The 13,241-nt window shown below is 66.1% G+C and carries 10 protein-coding genes and 1 riboswitch; of the genes, 4 read left to right on the top strand and 6 right to left on the bottom strand.

All coding sequences use genetic code 11. The features are described 5' to 3' along the window. Positions 1 to 93: 93 nt before the first annotated feature. A complete protein-coding gene (locus QM470_RS03775; protein ID WP_280013079.1) occupies positions 94 to 1,110 on the bottom strand; it encodes a cytochrome-c peroxidase in 1,017 nt (338 codons plus the stop codon). A gap of 298 nt (positions 1,111 to 1,408) precedes the next feature. On the opposite strand from QM470_RS03775, the gene QM470_RS03770 reads away from it, so the two are divergent. Both QM470_RS03770 and thiC read left to right on the top strand, forming a co-directional pair. Next, positions 1,409 to 3,052, top strand: a complete 1,644-nt coding sequence (locus QM470_RS03770; protein ID WP_283338265.1) for an acyl-CoA synthetase — start codon at positions 1,409 to 1,411, stop codon at positions 3,050 to 3,052. Positions 3,053 to 3,188: 136 nt separating this feature from the next. Beyond that, positions 3,189 to 3,307, top strand: a riboswitch (TPP riboswitch). Between the two features lie 319 nt (positions 3,308 to 3,626). Next, positions 3,627 to 5,573 carry a phosphomethylpyrimidine synthase ThiC gene (thiC, locus tag QM470_RS03765; protein WP_283338264.1) on the top strand — a complete coding sequence of 649 codons (1,947 nt, stop codon included), beginning with the start codon at positions 3,627 to 3,629 and terminating at the stop codon, positions 5,571 to 5,573. A gap of 166 nt (positions 5,574 to 5,739) precedes the next feature. Here thiC and QM470_RS03760 read toward each other — a convergent pair whose 3' ends face one another. From QM470_RS03760 to yjgA, 5 genes are all read right to left on the bottom strand, one after another. Continuing rightward, a complete protein-coding gene (locus QM470_RS03760) occupies positions 5,740 to 6,252 on the bottom strand; it encodes a GNAT family N-acetyltransferase (RefSeq protein ID WP_283338263.1) in 513 nt (170 codons plus the stop codon). A gap of 101 nt (positions 6,253 to 6,353) precedes the next feature. Continuing rightward, positions 6,354 to 7,562, bottom strand: a complete 1,209-nt coding sequence (locus tag QM470_RS03755; RefSeq protein WP_280013073.1) for an ABC transporter substrate-binding protein — start codon at positions 7,560 to 7,562, stop codon at positions 6,354 to 6,356. A 255-nt stretch (positions 7,563 to 7,817) separates the two neighbouring features. Beyond that, entirely contained in the window at positions 7,818 to 9,026 is a 1,209-nt protein-coding gene (locus tag QM470_RS03750) for a multidrug effflux MFS transporter (protein WP_283338262.1), read from the bottom strand. A gap of 286 nt (positions 9,027 to 9,312) precedes the next feature. Then, positions 9,313 to 9,927: a molybdopterin adenylyltransferase gene (gene mog, locus QM470_RS03745; RefSeq protein WP_283338261.1), complete on the bottom strand. Its 615-nt coding sequence runs from the start codon at positions 9,925 to 9,927 to the stop codon at positions 9,313 to 9,315. Then, positions 9,920 to 10,597 (bottom strand): ribosome biogenesis factor YjgA, encoded by a 678-nt coding sequence (yjgA, locus tag QM470_RS03740; protein ID WP_280014073.1) that lies wholly within the window; start codon positions 10,595 to 10,597, stop codon positions 9,920 to 9,922. The genes mog and yjgA overlap by 8 nt, the downstream gene beginning before the upstream one ends. Positions 10,598 to 10,662: 65 nt before the next feature. On the opposite strand from yjgA, the gene pmbA reads away from it, so the two are divergent. Further along, positions 10,663 to 12,072: a metalloprotease PmbA gene (pmbA, locus tag QM470_RS03735; protein WP_283338260.1), complete on the top strand. Its 1,410-nt coding sequence runs from the start codon at positions 10,663 to 10,665 to the stop codon at positions 12,070 to 12,072. A 262-nt stretch (positions 12,073 to 12,334) separates the two neighbouring features. Then, positions 12,335 to 13,222 (top strand): EamA family transporter, encoded by an 888-nt coding sequence (locus tag QM470_RS03730; protein ID WP_502846808.1) that lies wholly within the window; start codon positions 12,335 to 12,337, stop codon positions 13,220 to 13,222. The last annotated feature ends 19 nt before the right edge of the window (positions 13,223 to 13,241 follow it).

The raw sequence follows: 13,241 nt of genomic DNA, 5'->3' as shown, positions 1-13,241 counted from the left end.
GCACCCGGCAAAACACCGGGTGCGCGAGGGAAGGCCCAGCCACAGCGCGGGCTATGGCAGGGCGGAGCTAACAGGTCGGTATCCGGGTTGCGGTCACTTCTTCTTGTCGAAGGGCGTGGGGCGCGGGGTGGCGTCGCTCGAGGGCGGCAGCACCGGCATGCCGATCTGGGGCTGGTCGCCGGTCAGGGTCTTCAGGAAGGCCACGATCTTGGCGTTCTCTTCCTTGGTGAAGTTCTTGCCCAGCTGCACGCGGCCCATGGTGTCCACCGCCTGGCCCAGGGTGTCGGCCGCACCGTCGTGGAAGTAGGGGTAGGTCAGTTCCACGTTGCGCAGGGTGGGCACCTTGAAGTTGAAGCGGTCGGCGTCCTTGCCGGTCACCGCGGCACGGCCTTCGGCCGGGTTGCTGGTCTTGTAGGCTTCGACCAGACCCATGCGCTGGAAGGAATTGCCGCCCACGGCCGCACCGTTGTGGCAGGCCACGCAGCCGCTGTCACGGAACAGCTTGTAGCCTTCCAGTTCGGTCTTGGTGATGGCGTTGGCATCGCCCTTGAGCCACTTGTCAAAGCGCGAGTTGGGCGTGACCAGCGTTTCCTCGAACGCGGCGATGGCATCGGTCACCTGGTCGATGTCGATCTTCGACTTGCTGAACACCTTCTTGAACTCCGCCTGGTAGCCGGGAATGGAGTTCAGCATGTCCACGGCCAGCTCGTGGGTGAAGGCCATTTCGCCCGGGTTGGCGATGGGGCCGCCGGCCTGTTCCTTCAGGTTGCCGGCACGGCCGTCCCAGAACTGGGCCACGTTCATGCTGGAGTTCAGCACCGTGGGCGAGTTGATGGGGCCTTCCTGCCAGTTGTGACCGATGGAGGTCTTCAGGTTGTCGCTGCCACCCATGGACAGGTTGTGGCAGCTGTTGCAGGAGATGAAGCCCGACTTGGACAGGCGGGGATCGAACCACAGCTTCTTGCCCAGTTCCACCATGGCCGGGTTCTTGACCACGGCAGGCGCGATGGGCTGGATGGGTTCCTGCGCGCCTTGTGCATGGGCAGGCAGTGCCAGGAAGGCGGCCGCGGCGGCCAGGGCTGCAACGAGGGGTCGGAGGGTGTTTTTCATTGTGTGCTTCCAAACGCTTGTGTGGTGAATGCCTGGTGCGCAGCCAAGGCGGCACACCAGCCACCTGCCGGTACGGCCACGTCTTCCTCTGCGTGGTTTGGACTCAGTCCAGATGGCGTAACCATTGCACCGCATCGCCTGACGGGCGGTATTGCGCAGTATCAAAAGTGCGGCGGGGCAGACCGGTGGCATGCGGGCCGCCCAGCCGCAGGGAATGCATGAGTGCCGCCAGGGGCTGTAAGCCTGTGTTGTGGCGTTGGCGCAAAATGCACAAAAAGACCGGCTTCGGAGACATTTCATGAGCAAGTACAACGAGCACCTGGACCGCAATGCGGCCAACTTTGCGCCCCTCAGCCCGCTGAGCTTTCTGGAGCGCACCGCCACCGTCTACCCGGACCGCCTGGCCATCGTGCACGGGGATCTGCGCCAGACCTGGGGCCAGACCTACCGCCGCTGCCGCCAGCTGGCCAGCGCGCTGCGCCAGGCCGGCGTGGGCAAGAACGACACCGTGGCCGTGATGCTGCCCAACACCCCGCCGATGGTGGAGGCCCACTTTGGCGTGCCCATGTCGGGCGCCGTGCTCAACACCCTCAACACCCGCCTGGACGCGGAGACCCTGGCCTTCATGCTGGACCACGGCGAAGCCAAGGTGCTGATCGTGGACCCGGAATTCACGGCCCTGATGGCCAAGGCCCTGCCGCTGCGCAAGTCCACCGCACCACTGACGGTGATCCGTGTGGAAGACGCGCTGTACGGCGACGCCGCTGTGCAGCTGGGCAACACCACCTACGACGATTTCGTCGCCCAGGGCGATCCGGATTTCGCCTGGGACCTGCCCACTGACGAGTGGGATGCGATTGCGCTGAACTACACCAGCGGCACCACCGGCAACCCCAAGGGCGTGGTCTACCACCACCGCGGTGCGGCCATCAACGCCATCAGCAATGTGCTGGAATGGGACATGCCCAAGCATGCGGTCTATCTGTGGACGCTGCCCATGTTCCACTGCAACGGCTGGTGCTTCCCCTGGACCGTGGCCGCGCGCGCAGGTGTCAACGTCTGTCTGCGCCGCGTGGACCCGCAGAATATTTTCGACGCCATCCGCAACCACGGCGTCACCCATTACTGCGGTGCGCCCATCGTGCAGTCGCTGCTGGTGAATGCACCGGCCGCCATGAAAGAAGGCGTGCCCGCCGGCGTCAAGGCCATGGTGGCCGGCGCTGCGCCACCTGCCTCGATGATCGAAGGCATGGAAGCCATGGGCTTCGATCTGACCCATGTCTACGGCCTGACCGAGACCTACGGCCCGGCCACCGTCTGCGCCCAGCATGCGGAGTGGGACCAGCTCGACATCGGCGAGCGTGCCCGCCTGAATGCCCGCCAGGGCGTGCGCTACCACCTGCAGCGCGATGCCCAGGTGCTGGACCCCGAAACCATGCAGCCCGTGCCGCACGACGGCGAGACCATGGGCGAGATCATGTTCAAGGGCAATATCGCCATGAAGGGCTATCTGAAGAACCCGCAGGCCACGGACGAAGCCTTCCGTGGCGGCTGGTTCCACAGCGGTGACCTGGCGGTGCAGTATCCGGACGGCTACATCAAGATCAAGGACCGCAGCAAGGACATCATCATCTCCGGCGGCGAGAACATCTCGTCCATCGAAGTCGAAGACGTGCTCTACCGCCATCCTGCCGTGCTGGCTGCGGCCGTGGTGGCCAAGCCCGATGCCAAGTGGGGCGAGACGCCCTGCGCCTTCTTGGAAATCAAGGCCGGCGCCACGGTGACCGAGGCTGACATCATCACCCACTGCAAGCAGCACCTGGCCGGCTACAAGGTGCCGCGCGCCATCGTGTTCGGCGAGCTGCCCAAGACCAGCACCGGCAAGATCCAGAAGTTCGAGCTGCGCAAGCTGGCGGGCTCGGCCACCGCCATTGCGGTGTGAGGCGCTGACGCCCGGCGCAGCCGGGTGACCGGGCTGCTCGCCTCGGTGTGCCCCGGTGCGCCCCCCATACTGGGGAAATACATAACCCAGTGGGAGCAGCGGAATGGTGGCGCGCGCGCTGTGCTGGCCTATACTCGCGGCTGCTCCGGGGTGTGCGAAAGCGCTGAGATGCGGGCTGCTGTGACAACAGCGGTCTGCGAACCCGACGAACTTGATCCGGTTCATACCGGCGGAAGAAGAGCGGGACCCTGATGCAGGGCCATGGACAGGCAGGCGCGAAGGCGGGGGTGCGAACGCACACGCCACGCAGCCCGTCCACAGGCACAGCAAACCCCAGGCGCCTCGCGCACTGGGGTTTTGTCTTTTCTGGACGGTCCACAGCGCGCACCAGCCCTGGCCGGAATCACCCGATTCCGGTGGATGCACCACCCCACTGGGCCACCAGTGGGACGGTACAGCCAGGTGCAAGGCGGTTGGTGGATGGACCAGGACGGGACCATCCCCGGCGCCATCAGAGCAGGGCCGGCACTCCACGGAGCGTTTGATGCATTTCAACCGCTTTATGGAGACCGCGATGAACGCCCCTGATGCCATCTTCACCCCCCCCGCGTCCAACTTCTCGGGCGATGCCCCCGACACCGCCCGCTTTGCCGAGCTGCTGGCCCAGTCGCGCCAGCCGTTTCCGGCATCCACCAAGAGCTATCTGAGCGGTGCCATCCACCCCGGCCTGCGCGTGCCGGTGCGCGATATCGCACTGACCAATGGTGAACAGGTCAGCGTCTACGACACCTCCGGCCCCTACACCGACCCGGCGGCGCAGATCGACGTGCACCAGGGGCTGGCCAGCGTGCGCGGCAGCTGGATCGAAGCGCGGGGCGACAGCGAGTTCTATGTGGGCCGCCAGCGCGTGGCGCTGGACGATGGCGGCAAGCGCGGCGAGGAAGACGCACGCGTGGCCCAGCTGCGTGCCGAAGCCGCCGCGCTGCAGCGCCAGCCGCGCCGCGCCAAGAGCGGTGCCAATGTGACCCAGATGCATTACGCCAAGCGCGGCATCATCACCCCCGAGATGGAATACGTGGCGCTGCGTGAAAACGGCCGCCGCGAATGGATGGCGCAGTACCAGCAGGATGCCGCGCGGGAAGCCCGCCTGGCCGGCAACAGCCTGGGCGCCGCCATTCCCAAGATCATCACCCCCGAATTCGTGCGCGACGAAGTGGCCCGCGGCCGCGCCATCATTCCCGCCAACATCAACCACCCCGAAATCGAGCCGATGGCGATCGGTCGCAATTTCAAGGTCAAGATCAACGCCAACATCGGCAACTCGGCCGTCACCTCCAGCATCGAGGAAGAGGTCGAAAAGCTGGTCTGGGCCATCCGCTGGGGTGCCGACAACGTGATGGACCTGTCTACCGGCCGGAACATCCACACCACGCGCGACTGGATTGTGCGCAATTCGCCCGTGCCCATCGGCACCGTGCCCATCTACCAGGCGCTGGAAAAAGTCGGCGGCATCGCCGAAGACCTGACCTGGGAAATCTTCCGCGACACCCTGGTGGAACAGGCCGAGCAGGGCGTGGACTACTTCACCATCCACGCGGGCGTGCGCCTGGCCTATATCCACCTGACGGCGCAGCGCCGCACCGGCATCGTGTCGCGCGGCGGCTCCATCATGGCCAAGTGGTGCATGGCCCACCACCGCGAGAGCTTCCTGTACGAGCACTTCGAAGACATCTGCGACATCATGAAGCAGTACGACGTGAGCTTCTCGCTGGGCGACGGTCTGCGCCCCGGTTGCGCCAGCGACGCCAACGACGAAGCCCAGTTTGCCGAACTGCACACCCTGGGCGAGCTGACCCAGATCGCCTGGAAGCACGATGTGCAGACCATGATCGAAGGCCCCGGCCATGTGCCCATGCACATGATCCAGCAGAACATGACGGAGCAGCTCAAGCACTGCCATGAAGCGCCGTTCTACACGCTGGGCCCGCTGACCATCGACATCGCTCCCGGCTACGACCATATCGCCAGCGCCATCGGTGCGGCCATGATCGGCTGGATGGGCACGGCCATGCTGTGCTACGTCACGCCCAAGGAACACCTGGGCCTGCCCGATCGGGACGACGTCAAGCAGGGCATCATCGCGTACAAGATCGCGGCCCACGCCGCCGATGTGGCCAAGGGGCATCCGGGCGCACGTTCGCGCGACGATGCACTGAGCCAGGCGCGTTTCGACTTCCGCTGGGAAGACCAGTTCAATCTGGGCCTGGACCCCGACACCGCGCGCGCCTTCCACGACGAAACCCTGCCCAAGGACAGCGCCAAGGTGGCGCATTTCTGCAGCATGTGCGGCCCCAAGTTCTGCTCCATGAAGATCACCCAGGAAGTGCGTGACTTCGCCAAGCAGCAAGGCGTGGCGGCGGAACAGGGCATTGCCGTGGGCATGCAGGCCAAGGCGACGGAGTTCAACCGGGCCGGCGGGGATTTCTACATCCCCATTGCCTCGGACACCACGGCGCGGTAAGCCGCGCGGCCCGGCGCCTGTGTAGGCCCTGCGTCTGCCGGGCCCTGACCGGGAACCGCAGCGACAGCATGCAGCCGCCGGTGTGCAAGCGGTGGGCGGTACGGGGTTGAAAAAATCTTTTCAACCCCGCGACGAATGCGGGCGTCGTCCCGCCGCCGCGTCTGCCTTACTGCGGGCGGTGCGCCTCGAAGTGCAGCAGGTCGAACCACTGGCCGTTCAGCTCCATGCTGCGGCGCGAATGGCCGAACTGGGCAAAGCCCTGCTTGCACAGCACCCGCACGGAGGCCGGGTTTTCCGGGCGGGCAATGGCCTCGATGCGCTGCAGACCGTGTGTGGTGAAAGCCTGGTGCAGCACGGCGGCCACGGCCTGGCTGGCCAGGCCGCGCCCGCCGCAGTCCGGTGCCACGCGGTAGCCCAGGGCGGCGCTGTGGAAATAGGGGCGCCGTACCTGGGTCAGATTGATGCGGCCGGCCAGGCGCTGGCCCTCCCACATCAGGTAGTGGAAAGCCTGGTCCTGCTGCTGGCGCTGCAGCGAGGCGTCCATTTCTTCCGCAAAACCTTCGGCGGTGTAAAAGTGCGCAGACCGGGCCTGCACCCATTGTTCGAAATAGGCGCGGTGGGCGGTTTCAAAATCCCAGAGCGCAGGGGCGTCTGTGGCGGCAAGCAGGCGGATGTCCATGGCAGTTCGGCAGGCAGAAACAAACACAGGCTGCCACCCGCAAGGGTGCAGCCCGTGCATTCTAGGCAGCCACCGGGGTGGTGGCCTGTCGCCGACTCAGCTCATTTCCAGTACTGGCACTTGCTCTCGGCCTTGGTGGTCCACACCTGGTCGGCGGGCAGCTTCTTGATGATCTTGTAGTAGTCCCAGGTGCCCTTGGATTCGGCGGGGGACTTCACTTCCATCAGGTACATGTCGTGGGCGTAGCGGCCATCGGGGCGGATCACGCCTTCACCGAAGAAGTCCTTGATGGGCTTGCCCTTCCATTCGGCCATCACCTTGTCGGCCTCCAGCGTGCCGGCGCGTTGCACGGCCTGCAGCCAGGTCATGGTGGCGGAATAGTCGGCGGCCTGGATCTCGCTGGGGCGGCGCTTGGTCTTGGCCATGAACTTGTCGGCAAACTTGCGCGACTCGGCGTTCATGTCCCAGTACCAGGGGGCGGTGAACTGCATGCCTTCGGTGTTCTTCACCCCCAGGCTGTGGATGTCGCTGAAGAACACCAGCAGGCCGGCCAGCTTCATGGTCTTGGTGACGCCGAATTCCTTGGCGGCCTTGATGGAGTTGACGGTGTCGCCACCGGCATTCGCCAGGCCCAGGATCTGCGCCTTGCTGTTCTGTGCCTGCAGCATGAAGCTGGAGAAGTCGCTGGCGTTCAGCGGCGTCTTGACGGCACCCAGCACCTTGCCGCCGTTGGCCTGCACGATCTTGGTGGTGTCGGCCTCCAGCGCATGGCCAAAGGCATAGTCGGCGGTCAGGAAGAACCAGCTCTTGCCGCCGGCTTCCACCACGGCCTGGCCCGTGCCCTTGGCCAGGGCCACGGTATCGAAGGCATAGTGCACGGTATAGGGCGTGCACTGCTCGTTGGTCAGGGCCGAGCTGCCGGCGCCGTTGTCCACGAAGATGCGTTTCTTCTCGGCGGCCACCTGGGCCATGGCAAGGGCCGTGGCGCTGTTGGTGCCGCCAAACACCAGGCTGATGTCCTGCTGGTCGATCCACTCGCGTGCCTTGCTGGCGGCGATATCGGCCTTGTTCTGGTGGTCGGCCGTCATCAGCTCGATGGGCTTGCCCAGCACCTTGCCGCCAAAGTCATCGATCGCCATCTGGATGGCGGTGGCGCCATGCTTGCCTTCCACGTCGGCGTAGAGGCTGGACATGTCGGTAATGAAGCCGATCTTGACGGTGGCCGGTTCCTTGAACTGGGCCTGTGCCGCACCGTGGGCCAGGCCCAGTGCACAGATTGCCATGGCCAAGGGCGTGAGTTGCTGCCGCATGCGAGTGTCTCCTGTAGATGTTGTGGTCCGTGGCGCTGAACGCCACTTGCACTGCACATGCTGGCACTGCGGCTCGCCGCCGGATAGCGGGCAAGTGCGCAGGGGAAACTCCGGGCTTGCCAGGTCAGGGCCGCCGCTGGTCACCAAGGTGAGGGGCAAACGCGGGCCACCAACTCGGGGCACCAACCGGCCCTGCCGATGCAGGCGACGGCGCCCGGCGCAACGGTAGCGGAGAGGCCTGGCAGGCGGGGCCGCTCAGGCCACGCGGCTGCGGTCGGCCTGCGGGACCGGTGTGCGCGTGGCCCACCACCAGATCAGCGCCCCCAGCGAGACGGTGATGGCCTGGCCCAGCGCCAAGGCCAGGCCGCTGTGGAACAGGTGGGGCACCACGGCGCCGGCCATGGTGGCGAACACGCTCATCTGCGTGAACCCCTGCAGCGACGAGGCCAGGCCGCGCATCTGCGGGAACATGCCCATCACCTGCAGCGTGAGGATGGGCATCAGCAGCGAAATGCCCAGCGTGTAGCAGGTGATGGGCAGCACGGCCCAGGGCACCACGGGTGCATCGGTGAAGGCGTTGTAGAGCACATTGCTGGCGCAGCCGGCCAGCAAAAAGGTGTAACCCATGGCCTTTTGCACACGCGGCGGAATGCGCTTGGCCAGCGAGCCGGACAGGGCCGAGCCGATCATGGAGCCGCCGATCAACGGAATGAACAGCCAGCCGAACGAGGTTTCCTCCAGGTGCAGCACGTTCAGGATGAATTCCGCCGCCGAGCTGATGTAGACCGAGTTGGCGCCGGCCATCAGTGCCAGGCCCAGCACCATCAGGCGAAAGCGGCCGTTGCGCAGGGCGGTCAGGTAGTTGCCGGCAATCACCCGCAGCTTCAGCGGCACGCGCTTCTCGGGCGCCAGGGTTTCCGGCAGGGCACGCCAGCACAGCAGGGCCAGCAGCACGCCAAAGCCGGACAGAAAGAAGAACGCAGCGCGCCAGCCGCCATGGGTCTGCAGCCAGCCGCCGAAAATCGGCGCCAGCGCCGGGGCCAGGCCAAAGCAGAACATGACCATGCTCACCATGCGCTGGGCATCGGCGCCCTGGAAGCGGTCCTGCACCATGGCGCGCACCACCACCATGCCGGCACCGGCCGTCAGGCCCTGGACAAAGCGCACGGCAATCAGCGCCTCGATGCTGGTGGCAAAGGCCGCCACGCAGGAGGTGAGGGCAAAGCCCATGGCGGCACACAGCAGCACGCGCTGGCGGCCGAAGGTGTCACTGAGCGTGCCGTAGAACAGCATGGTGATGGCCATGGCCAGCACATAGGCGCTGAGCGTCTGCTGCACGGCTGCAGGGCCCACGGCAAATTCCTGGGCGATGGCGTGGAACGAGGGCAGGTAGGTGTCGATGCCCAGTGGACCGATCATGGTGCACAGGGCAAACAGCAGGGTCAGGGCGATGGATGATTTCATGCAGCGGCAACAGGGACAGGCACCACAGGCAAGCTGGGTGCTCTGGAATAACTGACGATGGCAGCGCCTCGGCAGGGCGCCAGCGGTCGATTGGACGGCAAAACGCACCAGCCCGCGCGGCGGGTGCGCAAGACCGCTGCAGGCGGCTGGGCACCGCCGGTAACCGCTGCGTAAAGCGGCCGGCTGTGCGCAAGCGGGAGCACGTGAGTGGCAGGGGGAGGGCGCCCGCGGGGTGGGGCGGCCTTGAGAGGCCGCCGAGGGGCGCTGCGGCGCCGGTGTCAGGCAGTCAGGCTGCGCGCACGCGCACCGCGTTCTTGGGGCGGAAGGCCTTGCAGACGCTGTCCTGGGTCTCCAGGTAGGGGCCGCCAATCAGGTCGATGCAATAGGGCACGGCGGCAAAGATGCCATGTACCTTCTGCACGCCCTCGGCGTCCTTCAGGCCTTCCAGCGTCTCGGCGATCGCCTTGGGCTGGCCGGGCAGGTTGATGATCAGGCAGTTGCCGCGGACGACCGCCACCTGGCGCGAGAGAATGGCCGTGGGCACAAAGGCCAGGCTGATCTGGCGCATCTGCTCGCCAAAGCCGGGCATCTCCTTGTCGGCCACGGCCAGCGTGGCTTCGGGCGTCACATCGCGCAGGGCCGGACCGGTGCCGCCGGTGGTCAGCACCAGGCTGCAGCCGGCATCCACCAGCTCCACCAGGGTCTGGCTGATGGTGGCCTGCTCGTCGGGAATCAGGCGCGCGGCGAAGGTGATGGGGTTGTGCAGCGCACGGCCCAGCCAGTCCTGCAGCGCTGGCAGGCCTTTGTCCTCATAGACCCCGCTGCTGGCGCGGTCGCTGATGGAGACAATGCCGATCTTCACCGGATCGGCGGCAGGCGCCTGGCGCACCGGCTCATTCATCGGCATCGTCCTCGGCGTCACCGCCTTCGGCAGCTTCGCCGCCGGTGATGTGGAAGCGCACCAGCTGGAACAGCTCGCGGTAGGCCCGGCCCTTGGTGGCGGGCGGGGGCGTCTGGCCCTTGGCTTCGGCCTCGGCGGCCTTGGCCTTGGCGGCGGCATCGTCCTTGCGGGCCTGGCGCATCAGTGCGCGCAGCTGCTGGGTGTCGGTGGCCGGGAACTGGTCCATCCACACGCCCAGGTGGTCGTCGCTTTCGATCAGGCGGTCGCGCCAGTGCTCGGCAATCTGCGTCTGCTGCTTGCCGATGCTGGCGCCGTTGCGCTGTTCATTGAGCGCATCCTTGATGGCGGCGATCTGCTGCTCGTCGAGCTTGCGCATCTGCTTGCCGATGAACTGCATCTGGCGGCGCTTGCCTTCGAAGTTGGTGATGCGCAGCGCTTCGGCCAGTGCTTCGACCAGCTTGTCGGGCAGCTGCAGGCGCTCCAGCAGGCCGCGGCGCAGCGTGAGCAGCTCCTTGCCCAGGTCCTGGAGGGCATCGCTTTCGCGCTTGAGGTCGGTCTTGGTGGAATCCCAAGTGCCTTTGAGTTCGGCCTTCAGTTCAAGGTCGAGTTCGCTGCCTTCGGCGACGAACTTGCCTCGTACGAAGTAGCCCTTGGTGGGTTTGCGTGACATGGTGAGGGGGCAATTGTCTTGGCGGCGCAGGGAGCGCCGCAGTGGCAAGTATCATAGCTGCCGCTATGAAAAAACCCCGTCCCAGCTCCACAAGCACCAGCAGCGTGCAGGCCGATTCCGGATTCAGCTACCGCCGCGACTTTTTTGAGGGCCTGGTAGACCAGGCGCTGGCACATGCCAAAAAGCTGGGTGCCACCGATGCCGGCGCCGATGCTTCCGAGGGCTGCGGCCTGAGCGTGAGCGTGCGCAAGGGCGAGCTGGAGACGGTGGAACGCAACCGCGACAAGTCGCTGGGCGTGACGGTCTATGTGGGCCAGTGCCGCGGCAACGCCAGCACCTCCGACTTCTCGGAAGAAGCCGTCAAGCGCACGGTGCAGGCTGCCTATGACATCGCCCGTTTCACGGCCGAAGACCCGACCGCCGGTCTGCCCGATGCCGAAGATATCGCCCTGCCCGGCACCCACCGCGATCTGGACCTGTTCTTCCCCTGGGACGTGAGCAGCGAAGAGGCCGCACGCATCGCCCTGGAATGCGAGGCAGCCGCCCTGGGCACCCACAAGCGCATCACCAACAGCGAAGGAGCCAGCGTCTCGGCCCAGCAAAGCCATTTCTTCAGCGCCCACACCCGGGGCTTCAGCGGCGGCTATGCCAGCTCGCGCCACAGCCTGTCGGTGGCACCGATTGCCTCGCTGCCTGGCCGGAATGGCGAGATGCAGCGCGATTACTGGTACAGCTCCATGCGCGACGCCAAGGAACTGGCATCGCCCGAGGCCGTGGGCCGCTACGCCGCCCAGCGCGCCCTCAGCCGCCTGGGCAGCCGCAAGATCCCCACCACCGAATGCCCGGTGCTGTTCGAATCCACGCTGGCATCCGGGCTGCTGGGCGGTTTTGTGCAGGCCATCAGCGGCGGCACGCTCTACCGCAAGAGCAGCTTCTTGCTGGATTCCCTGGGCAAGAAGGTATTTCCCAAGCACATCGACATCGCGGAAGACCCCTTCATCCTGCGCGGCAAGGGCAGCTCGCCCTATGACGACGAAGGCGTGAAAGTGCAGGCGCGCAAGGTAGTGGACGCCGGCCGGGTGGAAGGCTATTTCCTGTCCAGCTACTCGGCACGCAAGCTGGGCATGAAGACCACCGGCAATGCGGGCGGCTCGCACAACCTGAGCCTGACCTCGCGCCTGACGCGTGCGGGCGACGATCTGGACGCCATGCTGAAGAAGCTGGGCACCGGTCTGTTCGTGATCGAGCTGATGGGCCAGGGCGTGAACTATGTGACCGGCGACTATTCGCGCGGCGCCAGCGGCTTCTGGGTGGAAAACGGCCAGATCGCCTTTCCGGTGCAGGAAATTACCATCGCCGGCAACCTGAAGGACATGTACCAGGGCATCGAGGCCGTGGGCGCCGATGCCTACAACTACGGGGCCAAGACCGTGGGCTCCATCCTGATCAACCGCATGAAGGTGGCCGGCAGCTGAGCGCTGCACAGGGCCGTCTCCGTGAAAGCAGCCTGCGGGCTGCTTTTTTCATCGCGGCCCGCACATGCCCAGCGGGTGCGCAGGGGGCCTGGCCGGGAGCCCGGCGGGCCCGCCATGGACACGCGGCAGCGTGGCATCCAATTTGCTCCATGCCACCTGGCCTGCACGGCGGGCGCGGTCGGGCGATACTGAACGGCTGCTTTCCATTCACGCATAACAACAAAGCTTCATGACTTCTGCCTCCCCTTCTGCCACCGCGGGCATGTCCCGTGCCGACTGGCTCAGCGCTCTCATCGTCATCGTGGTCTGGGGGCTGAACTTTGTGGTGATGAAGTGGGGCCTGGCCACGCTCTCGCCCTTGCTGCTGTGCGCGCTGCGCTTTGTCGCGGCATCGCTGCCGTTTCTGCTGTTCGTGCGCCCGCCGCGCAATCTGTCCTGGGGGCTGCTGGCTGCCTACGGCCTGGTGCAGGGGGTGGGGCAGTTCGGCCTGCTGTTCACCGGCATGAAGCTGGGCATGCCGGCCGGCATGGCCTCGGTGGTGCTGCAGACCCAGGCCTTCATCACCATGCTGATGGCCGCTGCGCTGCTGGGCGAAAAGCCGCAGCGCTGGCAGTGGATCGGCCTGACGGTGGCCATTGCCGGCCTGGTGCTGATTGGTGCGGCCCATGGCGACGGGGCCAGCCAGATGACGCTGCTGGGCTTTCTCTTCACCGTGGGCGCTGCAGCCATGTGGGCCAGCTCCAATCTGCTCACGCGCATGGCCGCCAAGCAGGGGCCGTATGAGCCGGTGTCCTTCATCGTCTGGACCAGTCTGTTCCCCATTGTCCCGCTGCTGCTTCTGTCGCTGTGGCTGGACGGCGCCGACCAGGTGGCGCAGCAGCTGCAGGCCATCGGTCTGCGGGAACTGGGGGTGATCGCCTACCTGGCCTTCCTTTCCACGCTGCTGGGCTATGGCTTGTGGACGCGCCTGCTGCAGCGCTATGCCGCCAGCACCGTGGCGCCGTTGTCCCTGCTGGTGCCGGTGATCGGCCTGCTGTCGGCCATGCTGCTGCTGGGGGAATTCCCCACGGCCTTGCAGTGGCTGGGGACCGCCGGCGTGCTGCTGGGCATGGTGGTCAACCAGTTCGGCGGGAAATGGCTGCGGCGCTGAGCGCGCCGGGCGGCGCAGG

The sequence above is a fragment of the Comamonas sp. 17RB genome (genome assembly GCF_030056555.1).
GTDB lineage: Bacteria > Pseudomonadota > Gammaproteobacteria > Burkholderiales > Burkholderiaceae_C > Comamonas > Comamonas terrigena.
Note: the sequence above shows the minus strand (reverse complement) of the source record. Positions and strands in the feature narration are given on the sequence as shown.

Coding starts and splice junctions, on each gene's coding strand:
- QM470_RS03730 (WP_502846808.1), top strand. CDS start 12,335: ATGTCCCGTGCCGACTGGCTCAGCGCTCTCATCGTCATCGTGGTCTGG.
- mog (WP_283338261.1), bottom strand. CDS start 9,927: ATGAATGAGCCGGTGCGCCAGGCGCCTGCCGCCGATCCGGTGAAGATC.
- pmbA (WP_283338260.1), top strand. CDS start 10,663: ATGAAAAAACCCCGTCCCAGCTCCACAAGCACCAGCAGCGTGCAGGCC.
- QM470_RS03775 (WP_280013079.1), bottom strand. CDS start 1,110: ATGAAAAACACCCTCCGACCCCTCGTTGCAGCCCTGGCCGCCGCGGCC.
- QM470_RS03770 (WP_283338265.1), top strand. CDS start 1,409: ATGAGCAAGTACAACGAGCACCTGGACCGCAATGCGGCCAACTTTGCG.
- yjgA (WP_280014073.1), bottom strand. CDS start 10,597: ATGTCACGCAAACCCACCAAGGGCTACTTCGTACGAGGCAAGTTCGTC.
- QM470_RS03755 (WP_280013073.1), bottom strand. CDS start 7,562: ATGCGGCAGCAACTCACGCCCTTGGCCATGGCAATCTGTGCACTGGGC.
- thiC (WP_283338264.1), top strand. CDS start 3,627: ATGAACGCCCCTGATGCCATCTTCACCCCCCCCGCGTCCAACTTCTCG.
- QM470_RS03750 (WP_283338262.1), bottom strand. CDS start 9,026: ATGAAATCATCCATCGCCCTGACCCTGCTGTTTGCCCTGTGCACCATG.
- QM470_RS03760 (WP_283338263.1), bottom strand. CDS start 6,252: ATGGACATCCGCCTGCTTGCCGCCACAGACGCCCCTGCGCTCTGGGAT.